Below are 24,968 nucleotides of genomic sequence, written 5' to 3' on the forward strand. Positions count from 1 at the left end.
ACTTGAATAGCCGGCCGGAATGGGGCACACCCCGCCGGCATGATCGAAAGCTCCGCCCATCCGCTCGACCATCTCGTGCTGCCGACACCGAGCCTCGATGCCGTCCGGTCGCGTCTGACCTCGCTCGGCTTTGTCGTCGCGCCCACAGGCATTCACCCCTTCGGCACGGAGAATGCTTGCGTCTTTTTCGCCGACGGCACCTATCTCGAGCCGTTGACGGTGGGAGATGCGCAGGCGACGGAACAGGCGATTGCGGCCGGCAATGTCTTCGTAGCGCGCGACCGCCTTTATCGCCAACGACTGGGCGAGGAGGGTTTATCCGCCGTCGTGCTTGGAACCGGCAATGCCGATGCCGACCATAGGCGCTTTGTCGAAGCCGGCCTGTCGGCCGGCGACATGCTGGGTTTTTCACGCGCCTTCACCGATACGAACGGAAAGAGCGACACGGCGTCCTTCAAGCTGGCCTTCGCGGCCGACAAGCAGGCGAGGGACGCCTTCCTCTTCGCCTGCGAGCGCGTGAACCCGCCGAAGATCGATCGCACGGCGCTCCAGGCGCATGCCAATGGCGTAACCGGCATCGTCGAAGTGATCGCGGTCAGCGACGCGCCGCCCGCGCAGATCGGACTGGTCGCGATCGCCGCAGGCGCAAAGGCGGACGGTAACGCGGTGCGGCTGCCAAATGCGATCCTGAGCATCGTCACGCCCGAAAGCTACGCGCAGCGCTTCGGTCTAGCGGCCGAGCCTTCGCCGCATTTGCGCTTTCAAGCGATTGTTTTCTCGGTCCGCGACAAAGCTTCAACCTTACGCGCGCTTGCGGCCGGGGCCATCGATCACAACATGAGCGGCGGTGATATCGTGGTTCCACCCGCGCTCGGGCAGGGCGCCGCCTTCATCTTCCGGGAGATCCCATGAGCAAGCCCCTGGCGCCCAATTCATCGGTAACCGTCGGCAAGGTCGTCTTCGCCAACAATGCGCCGCTGTCGCTGATCGCCGGCCCGTGCCAGCTTGAATCGCGCCAGCACGCTTTCGACATGGCCGGCGCGCTGAAGGAACTGACGGAACGGCTGGGAATCGGCCTCGTCTACAAGACCAGCTACGACAAGGCCAACCGCACCTCGCTATCGGCGACGCGCGGCGCGGGGCTCGATGCGGCGATGCCGATCTTCGACGATCTGCGCAAGGCGTTCTCGCTGCCGGTGCTGACCGACGTCCACACCGAGGAGCAATGCGCGATCGTAGCGCCCCATGTCGATGTCCTGCAGATCCCGGCCTTCCTGTCGCGCCAGACCGACATGCTGGTCGCCGCGGCTAGGACCGGCAAGGTCATCAATGTGAAGAAGGGCCAGTTCCTCGCGCCCTGGGACATGAAGAATGTCGTCGCCAAGATCACCGGCTCCGGCAACCCGAATGTGCTTGCCACCGAGCGCGGCGTCTCGTTCGGCTATAACACGCTGGTTTCGGACATGCGAGCGCTGCCGGTCATGGCCGAGATCGGCGCCCCGGTGATCTTCGATGCCACCCATTCGGTGCAGCAGCCGGGCGGGCAGGGCGGCTCCTCCGGCGGCGAACGGCGCTTCGTCGCGACGCTCGCGCGCGCGGCCGTTGCCGTGGGCGTGGCGGGTGTTTTCATCGAAACCCATCAGGACCCCGACAATTCGACATCCTCCGACGGTCCGAACATGGTCCCGTTGAAGGACATGCCGGCGCTGCTGGAAAAGCTCATAGCCTTCGACCGGATCGCCAAAGGGCACTGATTCCGGCGACGGATCTCGAACTTGCGCCGGCTTGTGGGGAGCTACCGCTACCTCACGGAAGGCTGAGCAAATCATCGGGAACCTTAGCGCGCTCCTCTCATTGTCAGTGCATGCATTCAACGAGAGGAGCACCATCATGACCACCCCGTCCGGGCATACCGAAGCCATTGCCGCCTCGCGCGTCATCGGCACGTCTGTCTACAACACTGAAGGCCAGAGCATCGGCAGCATCGAGGACGTGATGCTGGACAAGATGTCGAACGGCATCATGTTCGCCGTGATCGGTTTCGGCGGCTTCCTTGGCATGGGCGAGAAGTACCACGCTATTCCGTGGGCGACGCTCGATTATGACGAGGACAAAGGCGGCTACGTCGTGCCGTTCACCAAGGAGCAGCTCCAGGCTGCGCCCGCATATTCGATCGAGGAGCTGACCGGCGCCGACGGCGAAGCCGCTCGCGATGCTTCATTCCAGTATTACCATGTGAAGCCCTATTGGCATTGATCGCACGATCGGCAAGCTGGAAATCGAAAGGCCCCCGACACAAAGCCGGGGGCCTTTGACGTTTAACTACTCCGCTGCGTTGAGAGTCGATAGCTCTGCCGAACTCTGCTGGGGTTTCCGATCGTCGCAGGACGTCAGGAACGCCGCCGCGATCAGAAACAAACTCACGATACCGCTCAACTGGGACATGGCGAAACTCCTCCTGTTTCGCCCCGCGCGAACGCGACCATAGATGAGAAGGCCACGCAATGCGCATGACTTATGATGACAGAAATTTGCGCTTCGTGAATCCGGCCCGCGGCAATAATTGCGGCGGCGCCGATTGCCTTTTGCGCCGCTTTGGCTAAGAGGGGCGCGACGCTTCAATCGATCAATCGGGGACATCGCAAATGACCGCCATCATCGACATTGTCGGGCGTGAAATCCTGGACAGCCGTGGCAATCCGACCGTGGAGGTCGACGTGGTGCTGGAAGACGGCTCCATGGGCCGTGCCGCGGTGCCCTCGGGCGCATCGACCGGCGCGCATGAAGCGGTCGAACTGCGCGATGGCGGACCACGCTATCTCGGCAAGGGCGTTCAGCGCGCCGTCGAAGCGGTGAACGGCGAGCTGTTCGAGGCGATCGGCGGTATGGAAGCCGAGAACCAGATCCATATCGACCAGACGATGATCGAGCTCGACGGCACGCCGAACAAGAGCCGCCTCGGCGCCAACGCCATCCTGGGCGTCTCGCTGGCGGTCGCCAAGGCCGCGGCCGAGGCCGCCGGCCTGCCGCTCTACCGCTATGTCGGCGGCACCAAGGCGCACATCCTGCCGGTGCCGATGATGAACATCATCAATGGCGGCGCGCATGCCGACAACCCGATCGACTTCCAGGAGTTCATGATCCTGCCCATCGGCGCGCCGACGCTGCGCGACGGCGTGCGCTGGGGCTCGGAGATTTTCCACACGCTGCGCAAGAAGCTCAAGGACGCCGGCCACAACACCAATGTCGGCGACGAGGGCGGCTTCGCCCCCAACCTGAATAGCGCGCCGGCGGCGCTCGATTTCATCATGGAATCGATTGAGAAGGCCGGCTTCAAGCCAGGCGAGGATGTTGCGCTCGGCCTCGACTGCGCGGCGACCGAGTTCTTCAGGGACGGCAACTACGTCTATGAAGGCGAGAAGAAGACCCGCGATCCGAAGGCGCAGGCCAAGTATCTCGCCAAGCTGGCTGCCGACTATCCGATCATTACCATCGAGGACGGCCTTGCCGAGGACGACTGGGAAGGCTGGAAGATCCTGACCGACCTGATCGGCAACAAGACCCAACTCGTCGGCGACGACCTCTTCGTCACCAACACGGCGCGGCTGCGCGACGGCATCCGCATGGGCGTCGCCAATTCCATCCTGGTCAAGGTCAACCAGATCGGCTCGCTGACCGAGACGCTCGACGCGGTCGAGACCGCGCACAAGGCCGGCTACACCGCCGTCATGTCTCACCGCTCCGGCGAAACCGAGGATTCGACCATTGCCGACCTCGCCGTCGCCACCAATTGCGGGCAGATCAAGACCGGCTCCCTGTCGCGTTCGGACCGCATGGCCAAATACAACCAGCTCATCCGCATCGAGGAAGAGCTCGGAAAACAGGCGCGCTACGCCGGCAAATCGGTGGTCAAGGGCTGATCCGGCCCGTTCGAACAGTCTGAAAAAGGGCGGGTCATTCCCGCCCTTTTTCGTTTCCGGCGATCCTGCAATGGTCGTCCGTAACCGTCCATTAAGCACAATCGGGCGAAATACGACTCATGGTCGCTTGCGTTCGCGGCCGCGAGGGTTCGGGTCATGTGGACACGTCAGCACAAGCAGAGAAACACCGGCAGGCTGATCATCCCTTCGCTTTGCGTGCTCTTCCTGGCCTATTTCGGCTTCCATGCCTATCACGGCGAGTTCGGCATCTACTCCAAATATCGGCTCGAGGCCCGGGCAGTCGAACTGCAGGCCCAGCTTGATACCGTGAAGGCACGCCGGATCGACTTTGAGCGCCGTGTCCAGTTGATGCACGAAGGCACGCTGGAGAAGGACATGCTTGACGAGCAGGCCCGAAAGGCGCTCAATCTGTCCCATCCCGACGAAATCACCATCATGCTGCCCGCTCCGACAAAATAACCGAATTTCGGTTAATCGCTCGTATTTGCAATGATTCTAATCGCTTAGACGCATGTCAGCCATGCATTTTTCAGCATGGCGCAATGCATCCTTGCATGTTAGCCTCGCGCAAATCGGTGGGGAGGCGATCGATCTCCCTGAATGTCCGCAAAGAGACGCCAACAGGGAGTGACGCATGGCCACCGCCGCCAAAAAAGCGCCCGCCAAATCCAGATCCGACAAACAGCCCAATCTGTCAGCACCCAAGCCCGCTGATTTCACCAAGGATGAAGAGCTTTCCGCCTACCGGCACATGCTCTTGATCCGCCGCTTCGAGGAGAAGGCCGGCCAGCTCTACGGCATGGGCTTCATCGGCGGCTTCTGCCATCTCTATATCGGCCAGGAGGCCGTCGTCACCGGCATGAAGATGGCGCTGGTCGAAGGCGACCAGATGATCACCGCCTATCGCGACCATGGCCATATGTTGGCGATGGAACTGTCGCCGCGCGGCGTCATGGCCGAGCTCACCGGCCGCCGCGGCGGCCTGTCGAAGGGCAAAGGCGGCTCCATGCACATGTTCTCCAAGGAGAAGCATTTCTATGGCGGCCACGGCATTGTCGGCGCGCAGGTGTCGCTCGGCACCGGTCTCGCCTTCGCCAACCGCTACCGTGACAACAAGAACGTCGCCCTGACCTATTTCGGCGACGGCGCCGCCAACCAGGGGCAGGTCTATGAAAGCTTCAACATGGCCTCGCTGTGGAAGCTGCCGGTGATCTACATCATCGAGAACAACCGCTACGCCATGGGCACGTCCGTGTCGCGCTCCTCGGCCGAGACCGACTTCTCCAACCGCGGCGCCTCCTTCAAGATCCCCGGCATCCAGGTCGACGGCATGGACGTTCGCGCTGTGAAGGCCGCGGGCGACCTCGCTACCGAATGGTGCCGCGCCGGCAATGGCCCGCTGATCCTCGAGATGCAGACCTACCGCTATCGCGGCCATTCAATGTCCGACCCGGCGAAATACCGCTCCAAGGAGGAAGTGCAGAAGATGCGCTCCGAGCACGACCCGATCGAGCAGGTCCGGGTGCGGCTGCTCGACAAGAAGTGGGCAAGCGAGGACGAGCTCAAGGCCATCGACAAGGAAGTCCGCGACATCGTCGCCGATGCCGCCGAATTCGCCCAGAACGACGCCGAGCCGGATCCGTCCGAGCTCTGGACCGACATCGTACTCTAAGGAGAGGGCAAGGACATGCCGATCGAAATTCTCATGCCCGCGCTCTCGCCGACGATGGAAGAGGGCAATCTTTCCAAATGGCTGAAGAGCGAAGGCGACAAGGTAGTCGCCGGCGATGTCATCGCTGAGATCGAGACCGACAAGGCGACGATGGAAGTCGAAGCCGTCGACGAAGGCACGCTCGCCAAGATCCTGGTTCCCGCCGGCACCGAAGGCGTCAAGGTCAATGCGGTCATCGCCGTGCTCGCCGTCGACGGCGAGGACGTCGACAAGGCCGGCGAAGGCATCGGCGAAGAAGAACCCGCCAGGGCTGAAAAAGCCGCACCCGCGCCGGCCCCTACCACAGCTAAGAGCCAGGCTGCGGCTCCCTTGGTCGCCGCGCCGAAGACGGAGATCGCGGCGGACCCGGATATTCCCGCCGGCACCGAGATGGTTTCCACCACGGTGCGCGAAGCGTTGCGTGACGCGATGGCCGAGGAAATGCGCCGCGACGGCGACGTCTTCGTCATGGGCGAGGAGGTCGCCGAGTACCAGGGCGCCTACAAGATCACGCAAGGCCTGCTGCAGGAATTCGGGCCGCGACGGGTCGTCGACACGCCGATCACCGAGCACGGCTTTGCCGGCGTCGGCGTCGGCGCTGCCATGGCCGGGTTGAAGCCGATCGTCGAGTTCATGACGTTCAACTTCGCCATGCAGGCGATCGATCAGATCATCAACTCGGCCGCCAAGACGCTCTATATGTCCGGCGGCCAGATGGGCGCGCCGATCGTCTTCCGTGGCCCGAACGGAGCCGCGGCCCGCGTCGCCGCCCAGCACTCGCAGTGCTATGCCGCCTGGTACAGCCATATTCCCGGCCTGAAAGTGGTGATGCCCTATACGGCCGCCGACGCCAAGGGCCTGCTCAAAGCGGCGATCCGCGATCCGAACCCGGTCATCTTCCTGGAGAACGAGATTCTCTACGGCCATTCCTTCGATGTGCCGAAGCTCGACGACTTCGTGCTGCCGATCGGCAAAGCGCGCATACATAAGCAGGGCAAGGATGTGACGATCGTCTCGTTCGGCATCGGCATGACCTATGCGGTCAAGGCGGAGGCCGAGCTGCGCGGCATGGGCATCGATGCCGAGATCATCGATCTCAGAACCATCCGGCCGCTCGACTTCGACACGATCATCGCTTCGGTGAAGAAAACCAACCGTCTCGTGGTGGTGGAAGAAGGTTTTCCGCAAAACTCGGTCGGCGATCACATCGCCAACCAGGTCTCGCAGCGCGCCTTCGACTTCCTCGATGCGCCGGTGATCACCATCGCCGGCAAGGATGTGCCGATGCCTTACGCGGCGAATCTCGAGAAGCTGGCGCTGCCGAACGTCGGTGAAGTCGTCGAGGCCGTCAAAGCCGTTACCTATCGCTGAGCCGGTCGGGAGGACATCATGCCAATCAACATCACCATGCCGGCGCTCTCGCCCACGATGGAAGAGGGCAATCTTTCCAAGTGGCTGGTCAAGGAAGGCGACAAGGTTTCGCCGGGCGATGTGATCGCCGAGATCGAGACCGACAAGGCGACGATGGAGGTCGAAGCCGTCGATGAAGGCACGGTCGCCAAGCTGGTCGTTCCGGCCGGCACCGAGGGCGTCAAGGTCAACGCGCTGATCGCCATCCTGGCCGGCGAGGGCGAGGATGTCGGCGCCGCGGCCAAGGGCGGCGGCGATGCCGCGCCCAAGGCTGAAGTTCCCAAAGCGGAAGCCCCGAAGCCTGAAGCGGCCAAGGAAGCGCCGAAAGCGGCAGCCGCTGCGGCGCCCGCGCCGGCGAAGGCCGAGCCTGCTCCCGTCGCCAACGGCCACGCCGCCGGCGATCGCGTCTTCGCATCGCCGCTGGCCCGCCGCATCGCCAAGGATGCCGGCGTCGATGTGACGGCATTGACCGGTTCCGGCCCGCATGGCCGCGTGGTGAAGGTCGATGTCGAGGCGGCGATCGCTTCCGGCGGCGTTCCAGCTGCGAAGGCGCCCGCCGGCGCTCCGTCCGCTCCGGCGCCTGCACCCAAGCCGATGTCGGACGACCAGGTGCTGAAGCTGTTCGCCGAAGGCTCCTACGAGCTCGTGCCGCACGACAATATGCGCAAGACCATCGCGCGCCGCCTGGTCGAGGCGAAGTCCACCATCCCGCATTTCTATTTGACGCTGGACTGCGAGCTCGATGCGCTGCTTGCGTTGCGCACGCAGCTCAATGCCGCGGCACCGATGAGGAAGACCGAGAAGGGCGAGGTTCCAGCCTACAAGCTCTCGGTCAACGACATGGTGATCAAGGCCATGGCCATGGCGCTGATGGCGGTGCCGGATGCCAATGCCTCCTGGACGGAGAACGCCATGGTCAAGCACAAGCACGCCGATGTCGGCGTTGCCGTGTCGATCCCCGGCGGCCTGATCACGCCGATCATCCGGCATGCCGATGAAAAGACGCTGTCGGTCATCTCCAACGAGATGAAAGACCTGGCAAGCCGCGCCCGCAGCCGCAAGCTGAAGCCGGAAGAATATCAGGGCGGCACGACGGCGGTGTCCAATCTGGGCATGTTCGGCATCAAGGATTTTGCCGCCGTCATCAACCCGCCGCATGCGACGATTTTGGCGGTCGGCGCCGGCGAGGAGCGGGCGGTGGTGAAGAAGGGCGAGATCAGAATAGCCACCGTGATGTCGGTGACCTTATCGACCGACCATCGCGCCGTCGACGGCGCGCTTGGCGCGGAACTGCTCGGCGCCTTCAAGCGCTTGATCGAAAATCCGATGGGCATGCTGGTGTAGGAAGGAAAAGGCGGTGCGGAAATTCTTCACCAGCCTTTTCGCCCTGATCATTTTCGATCCCGACGGCGAGCTCTTCGCGCGCCGGCGCGGCAGGCGCTCGCAGCCAGTTTTCGGCAAGGGTGGGACAACCGCATGAAGACAATTCTTTGCTACGGCGACTCCCTGACGTGGGGCTACGATGCCGCCAGCCTCGGCCGCCATGCGCTCGAGGACCGCTGGCCGAGCGTTCTTGGGGCCGAACTAGGGGGTGACGTCGAGGTCATCGCCGAAGGCCTCAACGGCCGCACCACGGCCTTCGACGACCATCTGGCCGGTGCCGATCGCAACGGCGCCCGCATCCTGCCGACGATCCTGACCAGCCATGCGCCGCTTGATCTCATCATCATCATGCTCGGCGCCAACGACATGAAGCCCTGGATCCACGGGAATCCGGTCGCCGCCAAGCAGGGCATGGAGCGGCTGATCAACATCGTGCGCGGCCATGCCTATCCGTTCGACTGGCCGGCCCCACAGATCCTCATTGTCGCGCCGCCTGTCGTGACACGCACCGACAATGCCGAATTCAAGGAAATGTTCGCCGGCGGTGACGACGCGTCCAAGCGGCTGGCGCCGCAATATTCCGCGCTGGCCGACGAGGCCGGCTGCGGCTTCTTCGACGCGGGCACTGTCGCTGCCACCACGCCGCTCGACGGCGTCCATCTCGATGCCGAGAACACGCGGCGGATCGGCCAGGCGCTGGCGCCGCTCGTGCGTGTGATGTTAGCGACATGATAGCCAATGCATTTCTGATCATTGGCCTTTGGTTGGCTGTGCGTGGGCAAGGCCGTCGAAGTCGGCTGATTACAGGCTCTGCATTTGTGGGACTCTGGGCTCTCGACGCCCTGTCGGTACTAATGCATGAGCCAACTTTCAGGCCTCCAATGCTGATGCATGAGCCATGGGCGATACCAAAGCCCCCTATCGGCAAAGCGTCGCTTCAATAAGGACCATAAAATGGCTGAATCCTACGACGTCATCATCATCGGCTCAGGCCCCGGCGGCTATGTCACGGCGGTGCGCTCCGCCCAGCTCGGCTTCAAGACGGCAATCGTCGAGCGCGAGCATCTTGGCGGCATCTGCCTGAACTGGGGCTGCATCCCGACCAAGGCGCTGCTGCGCTCCGCCGAGATCATGCATTATTCGGATCATCTGAAGGATTACGGGCTGAAGCTTGAAGGCGGTAAAATCATCCCCGACACCGCCGCCGTGGTCGACCGCTCGCGAAAAGTGTCGCTGAGGCTCAATACCGGCGTCGGCTTCCTGATGAAGAAGAACAAGGTCGATATCATCTGGGGCGAGGCAAAGCTTTCGAAGGCTCCTGCCGGTGACAAACCGGGCGAGGTCGTCGTCTCGAAGACCGCGAAGAAGGCAATGGAGCCGCAACCGCCGGTGCCGAAGGGCGTCAAGGGCGAGGGCACCTACACGGCCAAGCACATCATCCTGGCGACCGGCGCCAGGCCGCGCGCGCTACCCGGCATCGAGCCGGACGGCAAGCTGATCTGGACTTATTTCGAGGCCATGGTGCCGAAGGAAATGCCGAAGTCGCTGCTGGTGATGGGCTCGGGCGCCATCGGCATCGAATTCGCCTCCTTCTACCGCACCATGGGCGCCGATGTGACGGTGGTCGAGTTGCTGCCGGCGGTGATGCCGGTCGAGGACGCCGAAGTCTCGAAATTCGCGCAAAAACAGTTCGAGAAGCAGGGCATGAAGATCCTCCTCGAGGCCAAGGTGACCAAGGTTGAAAAGGGCGCCAATTCGGTCACCGCGCACGTCGAGATGAAGGACGGCAAGGTCGAGAAGATCACCGCCGACCGCATGATCTCGGCCGTCGGCGTGCAGGGCAACATCGAGAATCTCGGCCTGGAAGCGCTTGGCGTGAAGACGGACCGCGGCTGCGTGGTCGTCGACGGCTACGGCAAGACCAATGTGCCCGGCATCTATGCGATCGGCGACGTGGCCGGCCCGCCTATGCTCGCCCACAAGGCCGAGCACGAAGGCGTGGTCTGTGTCGAGAAAATCGCCAATTTCCCAGGAGTGCACCCCATCGACAAGCTGAAGATCCCCGGCTGCACCTATTGCAGCCCGCAGGTCGCGTCCGTCGGCCTGACCGAAGCGAAGGCCAAGGCGGAAGGCAAGGATATCCGCGTCGGCCGCTTCCCGTTCAGCGCCAACGGCAAGGCCATCGCGCTCGGCGAGGACCAGGGCTTCGTCAAAACTATCTTCGACAAGAAGACCGGGCAGCTGCTCGGCGCGCATATGGTCGGCGCCGAGGTGACCGAGCTCATCCAGGGTTTTGTGGTGGCTATGAACCTGGAGACCACCGAGGAAGAGCTGATGCATACGATCTTCCCGCATCCGACGCTGTCGGAAATGATGAAGGAGAGTGTGCTCGACGCCTATGGCCGCGTTTTGAACGCATGATAGGTCACCAATCGGTGATCGATGGCCAATACGTGCTAACGTGGTCGGGCGAGTCTCACACGCGGCAGCCGGAGAAAGCTGACGGCAAGGCGGTTCGTATCCGGATGCATTTTCACCTGATCGAGGAGGAATTGGCACATGCATATGAATGGCGTCGGCTGGATCGCAGCCATCATCGTCGGCGGCCTGGCGGGCTGGCTGGCCGAGATGGTCATGAAGAGCAACACCGGTATCTTCATGAACATCATCATGGGGATCGTCGGTGCGATAGTGCTGAACGCGATCCTGCAGGCTCTCAACATCCAGTCGTTCGGCGTCGGCTGGGTCGCCTATCTGATCACCGGCTTCATCGGCGCCTGCCTGCTGATCTTCGTCGGACGGCTCGTGCGTCGCTGACCCGAAGCCACCGTTATGCGAAAATGGCCGCGGCGGCATGCGCTGCCGCGGCCTTTTTCTTTGTCCCGAAAAGTCCTAGATGACGCAAGACAGGCGGCCGGCGGAATCCCGGCCGCGAAGGGTTCGAGATGGTCACAGTCGTAGACACGATCGCCAACCGGCCGCGCCCGCGGCATCCCGAGAAGGCGCACCGGCCCGACCAGGAGGTGCTGCGCAAGCCTGACTGGATCCGCGTCAAAGCGCCGGTTTCGAAGGGCTATGCCGAAACGCGCGAGATCGTGACGTCGCACAAGCTGGTGACGGTGTGCGAGGAGGCCGGCTGCCCGAATATCGGCGAATGCTGGGACAAGAAGCACGCCACCTTCATGATTATGGGCGAGATCTGCACGCGCGCCTGCGCCTTCTGCAATGTCGCGACAGGCATCCCGACCGCGCTCGATCCGGATGAGCCGCCGCGCGTGGCCCACGCCGTCAAGCAGATGGGGCTGAGCCACGTCGTCATCACCTCCGTCGACCGCGACGATCTGGCCGATGGCGGGGCGCAGCATTTCGCCGACGTCATCCGCGCCATCCGCACGGCAACGCCTTTGACGACGATCGAGATCCTGACGCCTGACTTCCTGCGCAAGGACGGCGCGCTGGAGATCGTCGTTGCCGCCAAGCCCGATGTCTTCAACCACAATCTCGAAACCGTGCCGTCGAATTACCTGACGGTTCGCCCCGGCGCGCGTTATTTCCACTCGATCCGGCTTTTGCAGCGGGTCAAGGAACTCGACCCGTCGATCTTCACCAAATCCGGCATCATGGTGGGCCTCGGCGAGGAGCGGAACGAGGTGCTGCAGTTGATGGACGATCTGCGTTCGGCCAATGTCGACTTCATGACCATCGGCCAGTATCTGCAGCCTTCCAAGAAGCACCATCCGGTGATCCGCTTCATCCCGCCGGACGAGTTCAAGTCCTACGAGACGATCGGCAAGACGAAGGGTTTTCTCCTCATGGCGTCGAGCCCGCTGACGCGCTCCTCGCACCATGCCGGCGAGGATTTCGCCAGGCTGCGCGCGGCGCGCGAGGCGCAGCTCGCGAAGGCCAACTGACCTTCGATGCCGAAATTCGAGGCGACACGCCGCGTCGCACATACGCCCGACGAGATGTTCGCGCTGGTGGCGGACATCGAGGCTTACCCGCAATTCCTGCCGCTGTGTGAATCGCTCACCGTGCGCTCGCGTAAGGAGCGTGACGGCCGCACGATCTTGGTTGCCGACATGAGCATCGGCTACAAGGCAATCCGCGAGACCTTCACGACACAGGTGCTGCTGAAGCCCGACGAGAAAGCGATCGACGTCAAATACATAGATGGCCCGTTCAAATATCTCAGCAATATCTGGCGCTTCGACCCCGCCGGCGCCGGCTGCGAGGTGCATTTCTTCATCGACTACGAATTCAAGAGCCGCATACTCGGCGCCGTGATGGGCACGATGTTCGACCGTGCCTTCCGCATGTTCTCGGAAGCCTTCGAGAAACGGGCAAACGTGATTTACGGTGTAAAGCCCGCCTAACGTTCGCCCAGCGCCCGCAACCCGAGTTGCAGCGCGTGCCGCACCGTCTCATGCCGGATGAATTCGCGGCCCTTGTGGCCGAACAATTGCCGCTCCGCGACGATCTGCTGTCCGGCAAGCGCTATCCCGAACCAGACCAGGCCGACCGGCTTATCGGCCGAGCCGCCGCTGGGGCCGGCAATGCCGGTGACGGCGAGCGACAGGCTCGCTTGCGAGTGCGCCAGCGCGCCCGCGGCCATCTCCAGCACCGTCTCGCGCGAGACCGCGCCATGCGCATCGAGCGTGGCCGCGGAAACGCCGAGCATCTCCATCTTGGCTTGGTTGGAATAGGTGATGAAGCCTCGATCGACCACGGCGGAGGATCCGGCAATGTCGGTCAGCGCGGCGATGATCAGACCGCCGGTGCAGCTTTCGGCCGTCGCCAGCATGATGCCGCGCTGCTGGCAGGCCTGGAGCAAAGCGATGGCGCGTTCGGCGTTGCTCATGCCGGCACCTCGCCCGGATAGACGACGCTGGCGGTGGCGATCGCGGCGATACCTTCGCCGCGCCCGACAAAGCCGAGCTTCTCGTTGGTCGTGGCCTTGATCGAAATGCGCTCGGGCGCAATGCCGAGCATGGCGGAAAGCGCCTCCGTCATCGCCGCGCGATGCGGCCCGACACGCGGCGCCTCGCAGATCAGCGTAATGTCGGCATTGGCGATGCGGCCGCCGCGCTCGCGCACCAGCTTCGCCGCGTGCTCGACGAATATCTTCGAGGCAGCACCCTTCCATTGCGGATCGGACGGTGGGAAATGCGTGCCGATATCGCCGGCGCCGCAGGTGGCGAGCAGCGCGTCCGTCAGGGCGTGAAGTCCGACATCGGCGTCAGAATGGCCGGAGAGTTTTCGCTCATAGGGAATGGCGACGCCGCAGAGCGTTACCTGGTCGCCGGGCTCGAACGCGTGCACGTCATAGCCATTGCCGGTGCGAATATCCGGGAAGCGCTGCTGCGCGCTCGAAAGCCGCTGGTCGGCCAATGCGATGTCCCTTGCCCAGGTGAGTTTGACGTTGTCCGGCGATCCGGGAACGATCTTGACCGGTATCTGTGCCCATTCGGCGATCGCCGCATCGTCGGTGAACTCGGTCTTGCCCAGGTGATGCGCCTTCTCATGCGCGGCGAGCAGCGGCCAGAACGGAAAACCCTGCGGCGTCTGCGCGGCATGAAGGCCGTCCCTCGACACCGTCTCATCGATCATGCCGGCCGCCGATTCCCGCTTCAGCGTGTCGGCGACGGGCAGTGCCGGCAGCGCGCCCTGGCGCTCGCCGATGGCCTCGATGGTGCGGTCGATCAGCCCGGTATCGACGAAGGGGCGCACGGCATCGTGCACCAGCACTTTTGCCGGTGCCTGGTCCCTCAACGCCAGGAGGCCGAGCCGGACGGACGCCTGGCGCGAAGGGCCGCCGATGACGGCGACAAGACGATCGCCATGCGCTTCGGCCGCGCGTTGGAAGAGTTCGGCGTCGTCGGCATGGATGGCCACGACCACTGGACCGATCCTCGGATGGGAGAGGAAGATATCCAGCGTGTGCGCGATGACGGCGCGGCCGCCGATGCGCTGATACTGCTTCGGACCGTCGGCCTGCCCGGCGCGCGCGCCGCGGCCGGCAGCAACGATCACCACCCCGATCCCGCCGCTTGGGGCGGCCGCTTGCTTTTCGCTTGCCTCGCTCATTCCGATCGGTCCTAGAGCCGGATGATTTCAGGTGGATTCGACCTGAAATCTGAATCCGTCTCTAAATCAAAGAAGTAGAGCATGATGTCGGCCGAAAACCGCTCACACTGTTCGGCATCATGCTCTAGTCGGGGTGATGGCCGAAGGCCAGCATTTTCCAAAATGCGCCTTAATGTGACGTCATTGCGCGTTGCACAATGCCACACTTCTGGCTAGAGAATGTGCAACGATGGAACATGCTTGGTTTTTGTGCATGACTGAACTGACCACATTGGCATCGCCACTCGATGTCGGCGGGATAAAAATCCGCAATAGGGTTTTCCTGGCGCCGATGTCCGGCATCACCGACGAGCCGTTCCGGCAGCGTGCCCATGCGCATGGTGCGGGGCTGGTCGTTTCGGAAATGGTGGCGAGCGGCGAACTAGCCAAGGGCAGGGCCGGCTGCGACCTGCGCATCCGCCATTCCGGCCTGCCGGTGCATATGGTGCAGCTCGCCGGCCGCGAGGCGATCCATATGAGCGAGGGCGCGCGAATCGCGGCGGGCGAGGGCGCCGATATCATCGACATCAACATGGGCTGCCCGGCGAAGAAGGTGACCGGCGGCTATGCCGGCTCGGCGCTGATGCGCGACCTCGACCATGCCTTGTCGCTGATAGAGGCGGTGGTCGGCGCCGTGTCGGTGCCGGTGACGGTCAAGATGCGGCTCGGCTGGGACGAAAGCGCGCTTAACGCGCCGATGCTGGCGCGCCGCGCCGAACAGGCCGGCGTCAGGATGGTGACCGTGCATGGCCGCACGCGCTGCCAGTTCTATCAGGGCAAGGCCGACTGGCGTGCCATCGCGCGCGTCAAGCAAGCCGTCTCGATCCCGGTGGTGGCCAATGGCGATGTCGGCTCGCCGGAAGAGGCGGCGACCATCCTCGAACAATCCGGCGCCGACGCGGTGATGATCGGCCGCGCGCATTATGGTGCCCCCTGGGTCGCGGGCAACATTGCGGCCGCCGCAACTGGTGCATCCGCTCAAGGCATTCCGCAAACCCCGCAGGCGCTCGCCGACTACGTCGTCTCGCATTACGAGGATATGCTCTCGCTCTACGGCATAGAAAGCGGGCTGCGCCAGGCGCGCAAGCATCTCGGCTGGTATCTCGACCGCCATGCTCCCGATGTTTCAGCCGAGCAGCGCAAAGCCATTCTCACGTCCTTCGAACCGAGGGAGGTCATTGCAGGCTTGCGCAGCGTGTTTGCCGACAGCCTGCCATCGATCAGCTTGCGGAGCGCAGCATGAAGGCCGATGTTCCCCGGCAGGCCGATATGGCGGATGCCGCCAATGTCGTGCTCAACACCATCCGCCGCCCGGTGATCATGGTCGATACCGACGGCTTTATCACTTTCGCCAACGCCGATGCCGAGGACTTCTTCCGCTCCAGCGCGAATATGCTTGCCCGCAACACGCTCGCCAAGCTGGTGCCCTTCGGCAGCCCATTGCTGACGCTGGTCGACCAGGTACGCGAGCGCCGCGCGCCGGTCAATGAATACCGCGTTGACGTGTCGTCGCCGCGCCTCGGGATAGAGAAGATGGTCGATCTCTATGTCGCGCCGGTGCCGGAGTTTCCGGGCTCGGTCGTGGTCATGTTCCAGGAACGGTCGATGGCCGACAAGATCGACCGCCAGATGACGCATCGCGGTGCGGCGCGCTCCGTCACCGGCCTTGCCGCGATGCTCGCGCATGAGATCAAGAACCCGCTCTCCGGCATCCGCGGCGCCGCCCAGTTGCTCGAGCTTTCCGCTTCCGACGAGGATCGCGCGCTGACTCGCCTGATCACCGACGAGACAGACCGCATCGTCTCGCTGGTCGACCGCATGGAAGTGTTTTCCGACGAGCGGCCGATCGAGCGGTATCCGGTCAACATCCACGTCGTTCTCGATCATGTGAAGGCGATCGCGAAGAACGGTTTTGCAAGGCGGATCAAGATTTTGGAGGAATATGATCCATCATTGCCTCCGGTCTTCGCCAACCGCGATCAGCTGATCCAGGTCTTTCTCAATCTGGTCAAGAACGCCGCCGAGGCGATCGGCGCCGACCCGCAGGGCGAGATCGTGCTGTCGACGGCCTTCCGCCCGGGCATCCGCGTCTCCGTGCCCGGCACGCAAGACCGAGTCTCGCTGCCGCTGGAATTCTGCGTGCGTGACAATGGCCCCGGCGTTTCCGAAGACATCCTGCCGATCCTGTTCGATCCGTTCATCACCACAAAGCCGAACGGCTCCGGCCTCGGGCTGGCCCTGGTCGCCAAGATCGTCGGCGAGCATGGCGGCATCATCGAATGCGATTCGACGCCGCGCGGCACCACGTTCCGCATTCTGCTGCCGGCCTGGAAAGAGATTTCGCAAGGCTCGAGCGACGAAGCTGAAGGAGACCGCACATGAGCGCTCGCGGCAATATTCTGGTCGCTGACGACGATGCGGCGATCCGCACCGTGCTCAATCAGGCGCTGTCACGCGTCGGCCATGAGGTGCGCGTAACCTCGAATGCCTCGACGCTGTGGCGCTGGGTGGCGGCGGGTGAGGGCGATCTCGTCATCACCGATGTGGTGATGCCCGACGAAAACGCCTTCGACATGCTGCCGCGCATCAAGAAGGCGCGGCCCGAGCTGCCGGTCATCGTCATGAGCGCCCAGAACACCTTCATGACCGCCATCCGCGCCTCCGAGACCGGCGCCTACGAATATCTGCCGAAACCGTTCGACCTGACCGAACTGCTCAACATCGTCAACCGGGCGCTGGCCGAGCCGAAGCGGCCGAAGCTCGATGCCCGCGCGGAAGACCAGCCGGAGACGATGCCGCTGGTCGGCCGCTCCGCTGCCATGCAGGATATCTACCGCATGCTGGCGCGCATGATGCAGACCGACCTCACGGTCATGATCAGCGGCGAATCCGGTACCGGTAAGGAGCTGGTAGCGCGCGCGCTGCATGAATATGGCCGCCGCCGCGGCGGCCCGTTCGTGGCCATCAACATGGCCGCGATTCCGCGCGACCTGATCGAATCGGAACTGTTCGGCCATGAGAAAGGCGCCTTCACCGGCGCCCAGAACCGCTCCAGCGGCCGGTTCGAACAAGCGGAGGGCGGCACGCTGTTCCTCGACGAGATCGGCGACATGCCGATGGAAGCGCAGACGCGGCTGCTGCGCGTGCTGCAGCAGGGCGAATACACCACGGTCGGCGGCCGCACGCCGATCAAGACCGACGTGCGCATCGTCGCGGCCACGAACAAGGACCTGCGCACGCTGATCAACCAGGGCCTGTTCCGCGAGGACCTGTTCTACCGTCTCAACGTCGTGCCGCTCAGGCTGCCGGCGCTGCGCGAGCGTTCCGAGGACATTCCCGACCTGGTGCGGCATTTCTTCAAGCAGGGCGCCAGCGAGGGCCTGCAAACCAAGCGCATTTCGTCCGGCGGCATCGAGCTTATGAAGCGCTATCCCTGGCCGGGCAACGTGCGCGAGCTGGAAAACCTGGTGCGCCGGCTGGCCGCCCTCTATTCGCAGGACGAAATTTCGTCGGAGATCATCGAGTCCGAGCTCAAGACCGGCGAAAGGCCGGTCGTGCCGGACGGCGGCGCGCTCATCCCTGACGATCTGTCGATCGGCCAGGCGGTCGAGCATTTCCTGCAGCGTTATTTCGCCTCCTTCGCCGGCGAATTGCCGCCAGCCGGGCTCTATCAGCGCATTCTCGCCGAGGTCGAGTATCCGCTGGTGCTGGCTTCGATGACGGCGACGCGCGGCAACCAGATCAAGGCGGCGGAGCTTCTGGGGCTCAACCGCAACACGCTGCGCAAGAAGATCCGCGAGCTTGGCGTCAACGTCTACAAGTCGGCTAGGCAGCCGTAGCGTCGCTTCCTTATTTCGGTGAATTGCCCGGGAAAGATTATCTTCCCGGCCACACTTGTTGCATAATCGCCACAATGCGTTGCATACATCCGACGCGATGACCGACTCTGTACCGCGACATGGCAGCTGAGGCTCCGACCCTGAACCAACCGCTTTTCAACCAAACCGGCACGCGTGACGGGCGACGGTTGCTGGCGTTGCCCGGCGTGGTCGCCATTGCCGGCGCGATGATCACGGCAGCCATCTCGTTTGCCATCCTGGTCGGCGCGACGCCGATCGCACCGAACGCCGGTGCGACCTGGGCCTTGATCGCGGCCAATGCCGTGTTCGTTCTGTTCCTGATCGCCTTGATCGCCCGCGAGGTACGTCGCATCGTCTTGGCACGGCGCCACGGCAGGGCTGCCTCGCGGCTGCATGTGCGCATCGTCGCCATGTTCGCGCTGGTTGCCGCCATCCCGGCCATCATGGTGGCGATCGTCGCCTCGATCACGCTCGACATCGGCCTGGACCGCTGGTTCGAAATCCGCACCAAGACTATCGTCAACTCGTCGCTCTCGATTGCCGACGCTTATGTGCAAGAGAACGCGCGCAACCTCCAGGGCACGACACTGTCCATGGCATACGATCTCGATGCCTCGCGCACGCTCTATGGTCTCGACAAGGGCGGTTTCCTCGATCTGTTGAACAAGGAAGCCGTAGGCCGCGGACTGGCGCATGCGGCCCTGATCAAGCCTGACGGCTCGTTCGTCATGAACGCCAAGACCGATGCCGATTTTCCGATACCGGAGCCGCCCGCGGGTGCCGTCGACACCGCGGCCGACGGCAAGCCGGTGCTGATCGAGCCGCGCACCCGCAACATCATGGGTGCCATCATCAAACTGCGCGAGATCGAAGGGCTTTACCTCTATACAATCCGGCTGGTCGATCCCGACGTGATCAAGGCGCGCCAGATCGTCAGGGGCAACACCGACGAATACCGCAACCTGGAAGACAATCGCCGGACCTCGCAGGTCGCCTTCGCATTGCCTTATCTGTCGCTCACGCTGATCATCACGCTTTCGGCGATCTGGACAGGCATTGCGGTCGCCGACCGGATCGTGCGGCCGATCCGCCAGCTGATCGGCGCGGCCGACGAGGTGGCGACCGGCAATCTCGATGTTGCCGTTCCCGTGCGTCAGTCCGATGGCGACGTCGCTTCGCTCGGCGAGACCTTCAACAACATGATCCTCGAGCTCAAATCGCAACGCAACGAGCTGCTCTCGGCCAAGGATCTGATCGACGAGCGCCGGCGTTTCTCCGAGGCGGTGCTCGCCGGCGTCACGGCCGGCGTCATCGGCGTCGACCCCTACGGCACCATCACCATCGTCAATCGCTCGGCCGAGACCATGCTGACCATTTCGGCAAATGCGACGCTCGGCCAGAATCTTTCGGCGGTCCTGCCGCTGGTCGGCCGCGTCTTCGAGATCGGGCGGCAGTCCGGCAAGCCGGTCTATCGCGAGCAGGTGACCTTCTTTCGCACCGGCCTGGAGCGCACCTTCAATGTCCAGGTCACGGTCGAGTCCGGCGACGACGGCGAGGAGGAGAAATCCTACGTGGTCACCGTCGACGACATCACAGATCTTGTCCAGGCGCAGCGTTCGTCGGCCTGGGCGGATGTGGCGCGGCGCATCGCGCACGAGATCAAGAACCCGCTGACGCCGATCCAGCTTTCGGCCGAGCGCATCAGGCGCCGCTACGGCAAGGTCATCACCGAGGACCGCGAGGTTTTCGATCAGTGCACCGATACCATCATCCGCCAGGTCGAGGACATCGGCCGTATGGTCGACGAATTCTCGGCTTTCGCCCGTATGCCGAAGCCGGAGATGAAGGCGATAGACCTTCGTGAGTCGTTGCGCGAAGCGTCCTTCCTGGTCGAGGTCAGCCGCTCCGACATCGCCTTCGAACGCGACTTCGGCAGCGAGCCGTTGAAAGGCACTTTCGACAGCCGCCTGATGGCTCAGGCCTTCGGCAACATCATCAAGAACGCCGCCGAGGCGATCGACGGACTTGATGCGAAAGGCCGTTCGGACGGCACAATCCGGATTCAGGCCGGACGCCAAGATGGCGCCATACGAATCGATGTTATCGACAACGGCAAGGGGCTGCCGCGCGAGAATCGCCAAAGGCTTCTCGAGCCCTACATGACGACGCGCGAAAAGGGCACCGGGCTTGGCCTCGCTATCGTCAAGAAGATCGTGGAAGACCATGGCGGCCGTCTCGAATTGCACGACGCGCCGCCGGATTTCCATGGTGGCCGGGGTGCGATGATCTCGATCATCCTGCCGCCGGCAACGGTCGTAGCCGCGCCGCCACGCGGTGAAGGCCGAAACGAACACGAACGAGAAACTGAAAAGGTCGATAATGGCGTCTGACATTCTCATCGTCGATGACGAGGAAGACATCCGCGAACTTGTCGCCGGTATACTGAGCGACGAGGGTCATGAAACCCGCACGGCACACGATGCCGACAGCGCCCTTGCGGCGATCGCGGACCGCGCGCCGCGGCTCATTTTCCTCGACATCTGGCTGCAGGGCTCCCGCCTCGACGGCCTGGCGCTGCTCGACGAGGTCAAGACCATGCATCCGAGCATGCCGGTGGTGATGATCTCCGGCCACGGCAACATCGAAACGGCGGTGTCGGCCATCCGGCGCGGCGCCTACGACTTCATCGAGAAACCGTTCAAGGCCGATCGCCTCATCCTGATCGCCGAGCGCGCCCTGGAGACATCCAAGCTGCGGCGTGAGGTTTCCGACCTCAAACAGCGCAGCGGCGAGACCTTCGACCTGATCGGCATGTCGTCGGCCATGAGCCAGCTGCGGCAGACCATCGAGCGTGTCGCGCCCACCAACAGCCGCGTCATGATCGTCGGCCCTTCCGGCTCCGGCAAGGAACTGACGGCGCGCGCCATCCACGCGCTGTCGTCGCGCAAGACCGGTCCGTTCGTCACGCTGAGCGCGGCCACCATCACGCCCGAACGCATGGAGATCGAGCTGTTCGGCACCGAATCGAACGGCACCGAGCGCAAGGTCGGCGCGCTGGAAGAGGCGCATCGCGGCATCCTCTACATCGACGAGGTCGCCGATATGCCGCGCGAGACGCAAAACAAGATCCTGCGCGTGCTGGTCGAGCAGCAGTTCGAGCGGGTAGGCGGCACGAAGCGCGTCAAGGTCGATGTCCGCATCATCTCCTCGACCTCGCAGAACCTCGAGGCGATGATCGCCGACGGCCGGTTCCGGGAGGACCTTTACCATCGCCTGGCGGTGGTTCCGGTCATGGTGCCGGGGCTAGCCGAGCGGCGCGAGGACATCCCTTACCTCGTCGACAATTTCATGAAGCAGATCGCGCGTCAGGCCGGCATCAAGCCGCGCCGCATTGGCGATGATGCGCTGGCCGTGCTGCAGGCGCACAACTGGCCGGGCAATGTTCGCCAGCTGCGCAATAATGTCGAACGACTGATGATCCTGGCGCGAGGGGACAATCCCGATGCCCCGATCACCGCCGACCTTCTGCCCTCAGAGATCGGCGACGTCATGCCACGCACGCCCAACCAGTCGGACCAGCACATCATGGCGCTGCCGCTGCGTGAGGCACGCGAGCAGTTCGAGAAGGACTATCTGATCGCCCAGATCAACCGCTTCGGCGGCAACATCTCGAAGACGGCCGAGTTTATCGGCATGGAGCGCTCGGCACTCCACCGCAAGCTGAAGTCGCTGGGAGTCTAAGCAATTCCGCGAAAAGTGTGCAGCGGTTAGGCTCGGCGGCTCCGCCGTAGCCTTCCGCCCCGATTGCATAGAACCGGCTTGGCCCACGCGATTGTTCATTACGGCCAGGGGCGGAATCACCTAAGAAAGCCGGATATTTCCCTGAGGATGCCCATGCCGCGCATTGCCTATGTCAACGGGCGCTATGTCGTCCATAGCCAAGCCAGCGTCCATATCGAGGACCGCGGCTATCAGTTCGCAGACGGCGTCTATGAGGTCTGCGAAGTGGCGCACGGCCACATCGTCGACGTGCCGCGCCATCTTGCTCGGCTCAAGCGCTCCCTGAAGGAACTGTCGATCGCCTGGCCGGTCTCGGAAGGCGTCCTGCCGATGCTGCTGCGCGAGGTGGTCAATCGCAACGGCGTGGTCAACGGCCTTGTCTATGTGCAAGTGACGCGCGGCGTCGCCAGCCGCGAATTCGTCTTTCCGCCGGCAGGCACGAAGCCTTCCCTGGTCATAACCGCCAGGAAAGCCGATCCGGCCGCGAGTGCAAAGCGGGTGGAGAGCGGCATCAAGGTCATCACCGTTCCGGAGAACCGCTGGGACCGGGTCGACATCAAGAGCACGGGCCTCTTGCCCAATGTGCTCGCCAAGCAGAAGGCCAAGGAAGCGGGTGCCCAGGAAGCCTGGTTCGTCGACACCGACGGCAACGTCAAGGAAGGCGGCTCGTCAAACGCCTGGATCGTCACCCGCGACGGCGTCCTGGTGACACGGCCGGCCGAGCACGGCATTCTGCGCGGCATCACCCGCACGACGCTTTTCGATGTCGCCGCCAAGCTCGGCCTCAAGATCGAGGAGCGGGGTTTTTCGGTCGCCGAAGCCCAGGCAGCCAGAGAGGCGTTCATCAGTTCGGCGACGACAATTGCCATGCCGGTGGTCGAAATCGACGGCACGCCGATCGCAAATGGCCATCCCGGTTCTATGACACTTTCGTTGCGGCAGGCCTTTTTTGACATTGCGGAAAAAAGTCCAGCCTGATAACCGCACAACTGGAATGAACCTCAACTATCTCGTTCTGCTTGCCTTTGTATCGGCAAGAGGGGGTTTGCGCGCTTGACAGGTGCCGCGTAATTTGGCGCATTGGCCGCAAACCGAAGGGGATCGGCGAAAGACAAGAAAAATGGCGGAACGATCGCAAAACCTTCAGGACCTGTTCCTGAATTCAGTTCGCAAGAGCAAAAATCCACTTACCATCTTCCTCATCAACGGCGTGAAGCTGACCGGCGTCGTCACTTCGTTCGACAATTTTTGTGTGTTGTTGCGGCGTGACGGGCACTCCCAGCTCGTCTACAAGCACGCTATTTCCACGATCATGCCGAGCCAGCCGGTTCAGATGTTCGATGGCGAGGAAAGCCAGGGCGCCTGATTGGCACGTGAGAAAGACGCGGACCGCAGCGTTCGCGGAAAACAAGGACATCAACTCGGGCCGGAAGCCAAGGATCCGACCCGGGCCGTCGTTATTGTGCCGGTGCTTACCCGCCAACCGCGCGGCGACGATGAATCGAGCCGTCCGCGCCTGAGCCGTTCGGCGGATGCACGCCACGACGAAGCGGTCGGGCTTGCCAGCGCCATCGATCTCAACCCGGTTCACACCGCGGTGGTGACGGTTGCCGATCCGCGGCCGGCCACGCTGCTCGGCAGCGGCAAGGTGGCCGAGTTCGCGGATATCGTGAAGGAACGCAAGGCGGAGCTGGTCATCGTCGATCATCCGCTGACGCCGGTGCAGCAGCGCAATCTCGAAAAGGAACTGAACGCCAAGGTGCTCGATCGCACCGGGCTCATCCTCGAGATCTTCGGCGAGCGGGCGCGCACCAAGGAAGGCACGCTGCAGGTCGAGCTTGCGCATCTCAACTACCAGAAGGGCCGGCTGGTGCGAAGCTGGACCCACCTCGAGCGGCAACGCGGCGGCGCCGGTTTCCTCGGCGGCCCCGGCGAAACCCAGATCGAATCCGACAGGCGCATCCTGCAGGACAAGATCACCAAGCTGAAGCACGAGCTGGAAACGGTGCGGCGCACGCGGGACCTGCACCGTGCCAAGCGCAAGAAGGTGCCTTTTCCGGTGGTGGCGATCGTCGGCTACACCAACGCCGGCAAGTCGACGCTGTTCAACCGGCTGACCGGGGCAGGGGTGCTGGCCGAGGACATGTTGTTTGCAACGCTCGATCCGACGTTGCGGCGCGTGCGGTTGCCGCACGGCACGCCGGTGATCCTGTCGGATACGGTTGGCTTCATTTCCGACCTGCCGACGCATCTTGTGGCCGCCTTCCGGGCGACGCTGGAAGAGGTCGTCGAAGCCGATCTGGTGCTGCATCTGCGCGACATCTCCGACCCGGACACCGCGGCCCAAGCTGAGGATGTCGAGCGCATCCTTGGCGATCTCGGCGTCGATGCCGCCGACGCGAACCGAGTGATCGAGGTCTGGAACAAGATCGACCTGCTCGACGAAGGCAATCGCGAGCGGCTGCTTGCCGAAGGAGCAAGCGGCAAGTCTCCACCGATCGCCATATCGGCGGTGACCGGCGAGGGCATAGACACGCTGAAAGCGCTCATTGAGGCGCGCGTGTCGGGCGAGCTGGAAACGATGACGGTGACATTGAGCCCGGCCCAGCTCGGCCAGGTCGACTGGCTCTACCGCAATGGCGATGTCGTTTCGCGCACCGACAATGAAGACGGCAGCGTCACCCTTTCGCTGACGGCCACGCACAGCGCCCGGCAGGAGATAGAGAACCGCCTGCAACGCAGGAGCCGTAGCTAACCGGC

The 24,968-nt window shown here is 63.4% G+C and carries 23 protein-coding genes; 21 read left to right on the forward strand and 2 right to left on the reverse strand.

What is annotated here, in order from left to right:
- Positions 1–39 precede the first annotated feature (39 nt).
- From LB553_RS01690 to LB553_RS01750, 13 genes are all read left to right on the forward strand, one after another.
- On the forward strand, positions 40–912 hold the full coding sequence (locus LB553_RS01690; protein WP_224509893.1) for a VOC family protein: 873 nt from the start codon (positions 40–42) through the stop codon (positions 910–912).
- The gene (gene kdsA / locus LB553_RS01695; protein WP_224509896.1) at positions 909–1,754 is read left to right on the forward strand and encodes a 3-deoxy-8-phosphooctulonate synthase; all 846 of its coding nucleotides are present in this window, start codon (positions 909–911) and stop codon (positions 1,752–1,754) included. The genes LB553_RS01690 and kdsA overlap by 4 nt, the downstream gene beginning before the upstream one ends.
- Positions 1,755–1,890: 136 nt before the next feature.
- Positions 1,891–2,256, forward strand: a complete 366-nt coding sequence (locus tag LB553_RS01700; RefSeq protein ID WP_224509899.1) for a PRC-barrel domain-containing protein — start codon at positions 1,891–1,893, stop codon at positions 2,254–2,256.
- 389 nt (positions 2,257–2,645) lie between these two features.
- Entirely contained in the window at positions 2,646–3,920 is a 1,275-nt protein-coding gene (eno, locus tag LB553_RS01705) for a phosphopyruvate hydratase (RefSeq protein WP_224509902.1), read from the forward strand.
- A 156-nt stretch (positions 3,921–4,076) separates the two neighbouring features.
- Positions 4,077–4,400, forward strand: coding sequence for an FtsB family cell division protein (locus LB553_RS01710; protein WP_224509905.1), 324 nt, complete (start codon positions 4,077–4,079; stop codon positions 4,398–4,400).
- A 175-nt stretch (positions 4,401–4,575) separates the two neighbouring features.
- Positions 4,576–5,613, forward strand: coding sequence for a pyruvate dehydrogenase (acetyl-transferring) E1 component subunit alpha (gene pdhA, locus LB553_RS01715; protein WP_224509908.1), 1,038 nt, complete (start codon positions 4,576–4,578; stop codon positions 5,611–5,613).
- Positions 5,614–5,628: 15 nt separating this feature from the next.
- Complete coding sequence (locus tag LB553_RS01720) at positions 5,629–7,023, forward strand: pyruvate dehydrogenase complex E1 component subunit beta (RefSeq protein ID WP_224509912.1); 1,395 nt, start codon at positions 5,629–5,631, stop codon at positions 7,021–7,023.
- An 18-nt stretch (positions 7,024–7,041) separates the two neighbouring features.
- Complete coding sequence (locus LB553_RS01725; RefSeq protein ID WP_224509914.1) at positions 7,042–8,406, forward strand: pyruvate dehydrogenase complex dihydrolipoamide acetyltransferase; 1,365 nt, start codon at positions 7,042–7,044, stop codon at positions 8,404–8,406.
- 132 nt (positions 8,407–8,538) lie between these two features.
- On the forward strand, positions 8,539–9,177 hold the full coding sequence (locus tag LB553_RS01730) for an SGNH/GDSL hydrolase family protein (RefSeq protein ID WP_224509917.1): 639 nt from the start codon (positions 8,539–8,541) through the stop codon (positions 9,175–9,177).
- Positions 9,178–9,399: 222 nt separating this feature from the next.
- A complete protein-coding gene (gene lpdA, locus LB553_RS01735; RefSeq protein ID WP_224509920.1) occupies positions 9,400–10,866 on the forward strand; it encodes a dihydrolipoyl dehydrogenase in 1,467 nt (488 codons plus the stop codon).
- Between the two features lie 138 nt (positions 10,867–11,004).
- Positions 11,005–11,262, forward strand: coding sequence for a GlsB/YeaQ/YmgE family stress response membrane protein (locus tag LB553_RS01740; RefSeq protein WP_095765464.1), 258 nt, complete (start codon positions 11,005–11,007; stop codon positions 11,260–11,262).
- 128 nt (positions 11,263–11,390) lie between these two features.
- Positions 11,391–12,356, forward strand: coding sequence for a lipoyl synthase (lipA, locus tag LB553_RS01745; protein WP_224509923.1), 966 nt, complete (start codon positions 11,391–11,393; stop codon positions 12,354–12,356).
- 6 nt (positions 12,357–12,362) lie between these two features.
- Entirely contained in the window at positions 12,363–12,818 is a 456-nt protein-coding gene (locus LB553_RS01750; RefSeq protein ID WP_224509926.1) for a type II toxin-antitoxin system RatA family toxin, read from the forward strand.
- Here LB553_RS01750 and LB553_RS01755 read toward each other — a convergent pair.
- Positions 12,815–13,303 (reverse strand): CinA family protein, encoded by a 489-nt coding sequence (locus LB553_RS01755; protein WP_224509929.1) that lies wholly within the window; start codon positions 13,301–13,303, stop codon positions 12,815–12,817. The two genes, LB553_RS01750 and LB553_RS01755, sit on opposite strands and share 4 nt — an antisense overlap.
- Complete coding sequence (locus tag LB553_RS01760; RefSeq protein ID WP_224509933.1) at positions 13,300–14,529, reverse strand: bifunctional 2-C-methyl-D-erythritol 4-phosphate cytidylyltransferase/2-C-methyl-D-erythritol 2,4-cyclodiphosphate synthase; 1,230 nt, start codon at positions 14,527–14,529, stop codon at positions 13,300–13,302. Before LB553_RS01760 ends, LB553_RS01755 begins: the two co-directional genes overlap by 4 nt.
- A 253-nt stretch (positions 14,530–14,782) precedes the next feature.
- Between LB553_RS01760 and dusB the strand changes: the two genes are divergently transcribed.
- The 8 genes from dusB to hflX all read left to right on the forward strand — a co-directional run bounded on the left by dusB (position 14,783) and on the right by hflX (position 24,963).
- On the forward strand, positions 14,783–15,811 hold the full coding sequence (dusB, locus tag LB553_RS01765; RefSeq protein WP_224509935.1) for a tRNA dihydrouridine synthase DusB: 1,029 nt from the start codon (positions 14,783–14,785) through the stop codon (positions 15,809–15,811).
- Positions 15,808–16,950 (forward strand): two-component system sensor histidine kinase NtrB, encoded by a 1,143-nt coding sequence (locus LB553_RS01770; protein WP_224509938.1) that lies wholly within the window; start codon positions 15,808–15,810, stop codon positions 16,948–16,950. The genes dusB and LB553_RS01770 overlap by 4 nt, the downstream gene beginning before the upstream one ends.
- A complete protein-coding gene (ntrC, locus tag LB553_RS01775) occupies positions 16,947–18,407 on the forward strand; it encodes a nitrogen regulation protein NR(I) (RefSeq protein ID WP_224509941.1) in 1,461 nt (486 codons plus the stop codon). Before LB553_RS01770 ends, ntrC begins: the two co-directional genes overlap by 4 nt.
- A gap of 119 nt (positions 18,408–18,526) precedes the next feature.
- A complete protein-coding gene (locus tag LB553_RS01780; RefSeq protein WP_224509945.1) occupies positions 18,527–20,818 on the forward strand; it encodes a sensor histidine kinase NtrY-like in 2,292 nt (763 codons plus the stop codon).
- The gene (locus tag LB553_RS01785) at positions 20,808–22,169 is read left to right on the forward strand and encodes a sigma-54-dependent transcriptional regulator (RefSeq protein ID WP_224509948.1); all 1,362 of its coding nucleotides are present in this window, start codon (positions 20,808–20,810) and stop codon (positions 22,167–22,169) included. The genes LB553_RS01780 and LB553_RS01785 overlap by 11 nt, the downstream gene beginning before the upstream one ends.
- A 153-nt stretch (positions 22,170–22,322) precedes the next feature.
- Complete coding sequence (locus LB553_RS01790) at positions 22,323–23,186, forward strand: D-amino-acid transaminase (RefSeq protein WP_224509951.1); 864 nt, start codon at positions 22,323–22,325, stop codon at positions 23,184–23,186.
- A gap of 142 nt (positions 23,187–23,328) precedes the next feature.
- A complete protein-coding gene (gene hfq, locus LB553_RS01795) occupies positions 23,329–23,574 on the forward strand; it encodes an RNA chaperone Hfq (protein WP_006202172.1) in 246 nt (81 codons plus the stop codon).
- Positions 23,575–24,963: a GTPase HflX gene (hflX, locus tag LB553_RS01800; protein ID WP_224509955.1), complete on the forward strand. Its 1,389-nt coding sequence runs from the start codon at positions 23,575–23,577 to the stop codon at positions 24,961–24,963.
- The last annotated feature ends 5 nt before the right edge of the window (positions 24,964–24,968 follow it).

Source organism: Mesorhizobium sp. CA8 (assembly GCF_020164955.1).
Taxonomy (GTDB): Bacteria; Pseudomonadota; Alphaproteobacteria; order Rhizobiales; family Rhizobiaceae; genus Mesorhizobium.